At 51.6% G+C, this 2,558-nt stretch carries 2 protein-coding genes; both read right to left on the bottom strand.

Going from position 1 to position 2,558, the window contains the following annotated elements; all coding sequences use genetic code 11:
• Nucleotides 1–104: 104 nt before the first annotated feature.
• Nucleotides 105–1,673 carry an IS66 family transposase gene (gene tnpC, locus B5E60_RS13525; protein WP_204246487.1) on the bottom strand — a complete coding sequence of 523 codons (1,569 nt, stop codon included), beginning with the start codon at nt 1,671–1,673 and terminating at the stop codon, nt 105–107.
• A gap of 86 nt (nt 1,674–1,759) precedes the next feature.
• On the bottom strand, nt 1,760–2,107 hold the full coding sequence (tnpB, locus tag B5E60_RS13520; protein ID WP_262481291.1) for an IS66 family insertion sequence element accessory protein TnpB: 348 nt from the start codon (nt 2,105–2,107) through the stop codon (nt 1,760–1,762).
• Nucleotides 2,108–2,558 lie beyond the last annotated feature (451 nt).

Raw genomic sequence — 2,558 nt, 5'->3', positions numbered from 1 at the left:
GTAAGCAACCGGTGAATACCGTATTGATTTGACAGAGAATATTACTATTAGGTCCGACTAGGTCCAACTTGTATAAAGTTGGCTCAAGTCGGACCTAGTTTGTACTACTTGGGAGTGATTTGGTTTTCCTTTGCCCAGGCTCTGGGCAGTAGTCCTGCGAGGTCCTTGCCGTCGCGCTGCCAGTAAGGCAGTTTATTGAGGACATTCTCCATCCATGTCCTCGGGTCAACCCCTGCGGCCTTACAGGTGCCTATGAGGGAGTATACGATGGCTGCCCGATATGCAGAGGCGTCGTTGCCGCAGAAGAGATAGTTCTTTCTACCGAGTGCCAGCGGCCTGATGGCATTCTCGATGAGGTTGTTGTCGATGTTGATCCTGCCGTCATTCACATAGCGCGACAGCCGTGGAAGAAGACTGTAGGCATAGGCAAGGGCTTCTCCAAGCCTGCTCTTGGGAAGAACCTTTGCATAGGTTTCCTCGATCCACTTCTCGAACATCAGGATTGTGGGATAGGATATCTTCCGGCGTTGTTCCATACGCTCTTCCGCGCTCAGGCCTTTATCGTCCGCATCGCTCTCCACCTTGTACAGTTTTCTTATAAAGAGTATGCCCTCCATGGCAAGCCGTTCGTTCTCTTTCAGCGAGTCGACGAACTTCCTCCGGACATGCGCCCAGCAGCCGTGCACGGTTATCCCGGGCATCTTTTCAAACTGGTCATATGCCTCATAGCCGTCGCATTGTACGTTCCCCCGGTATCCACCCAGGATTTCCCGGGCAACGTGATGGCCTCGGCTGCCCCTGTCATAGTAGAACATGACATCCCCCGTGACCGCGTCCCTGACGCACCACTCGTAACCCTTTCTGGCCTTATGCTTTTCGTTGTCGATTACCGGTATCACGCTCTCGTCGATCTGGATGTATTCGCTTGAGAGGATCTGACGCCGCAGGATGTCGTACAGAAGCTTGAGTTTCTCCACTGCAGCTTCATACCATCCTCCCATCGTGGAGTCACTTATCGTTATCCCGGACTCCCTGTATTGCTGTATCAGGCGGTAGAACGGAAGGTGGTAGACGAACTTTCCCACTATGATATCGGCCAGGACCGATGCCCCTGCCATACACCTGGCTACCGGGGAGAGAGGACGTTCCGGTGAGAGTATCTTCCTGTCTTCCGGGAGCTTTGTCTCTATATCGGATTTGAGGATGACCTTATGGAAGACAGCCTTGTGGATGTATACCTCTGCCGGCCTCTTCTCAAGACGGGAGGATTCATCTGTCCCTATCTCTACATATTCATCCCTGAGGTGGCCGTTTCCGTCGAGGACACCATCGGGATAGATGTGGACGACCTTCTCCGGAAGGCCGGTGATCTCCAGAGGCCTGCGCGAGGGCTTGGTTTTTACAGTTATCGTTTTTGTGATGGTCTTTTCCGCTTCTTCGACCTCCCTGTCAAGCTGAGCACGTTCCTCGTCGGTGAGATGTTTCTCATCGAACAGCGACAGCTGGGAGGGATCTACGGGAAGTGCCTTCTCGCTCATCTGACCGAAGACTTTCTTGCGGAGCCACAGAAGCTTGTTCTGGAGATCCTGGATTATGCAGTCCTTTTCAGCAATGGTCATACGGAGATTTTCCACCTGTGCAAGTGCTGCCGCCAGCTGTTCCTCGACTGTCATAACTACTTGTTTCATCCTCTGTTTTCAATACTTGAAGATACGAAAAAAGTGCCATATACGCAAGTCTGTGGCACTTTTTCATTCACTTATCTACGTAGTTTCTTCAGATTCTCCAGTCGCTGTCTGCGACAATCCGGCTGTTCGATTATGCCCTCGACTATCATGACCAGTTCGCTCCATTCTATCCTCCCGCTGACGGCATCCTTCTCCAGACCGGAGGGCATGCCGAAGGTCCCCGATTCAAGAAGCTTGCAGTACAGCACAAGACCGCCCGGCTCCCAATGAAGAAGCTTTATCCTGTTCCGCGACTTATTCATGAAGATATAGACATCACCGTTACACGGGTCACACCCCAGCTCATTAGTCACTATTCCACTCAGGGTGTAGTAGCTCTTCCGCATGTCAGTAGGCCGGTTATATAGCCAGTACCTCATGCTGTCATTCAGGCTAAACATGACTCGACGACGCCTGGATTATTGCCTGTATCATCGTCGCGTCCAGATTGCCCTGGATCCGCAATACCGTCCCTGTTTGCGTGCGCATCTCTATGCTCATCGGACCGGACTCGTATACTGGCTTTCTGCCTCTGCCTGCTTTCCTGTTTGTCAGCACAGGTTCCGGAAAACTGTCATTTCCACGCACCAGCTGAAGGAACTCTCCTGATTCACGTTCACTGGCCTGAGCCTCGGCGTATTTGCGTTTGCTTTCATAGAACCGCCACTCGGATATCCCGATTTCTTTCAGTCGGCTCTTGTATGTGACTCCATGCTCCTTGCAGTATTGAACTATCTCTGCGATTCCTTCTCGTGTAAGCATCTTTCCTTTTTGGCGCGAAGTTACCGCTCTTGAAATAAATTCACTATACGCACTTCACCAGTTGCTTAC

The organism is Alistipes sp. An116 (assembly GCF_002161005.1).
GTDB classification, from domain to species: domain Bacteria; phylum Bacteroidota; class Bacteroidia; order Bacteroidales; family Rikenellaceae; genus Alistipes; species Alistipes megaguti.
This window is presented reverse-complemented; position numbering and strand designations above follow the sequence as displayed.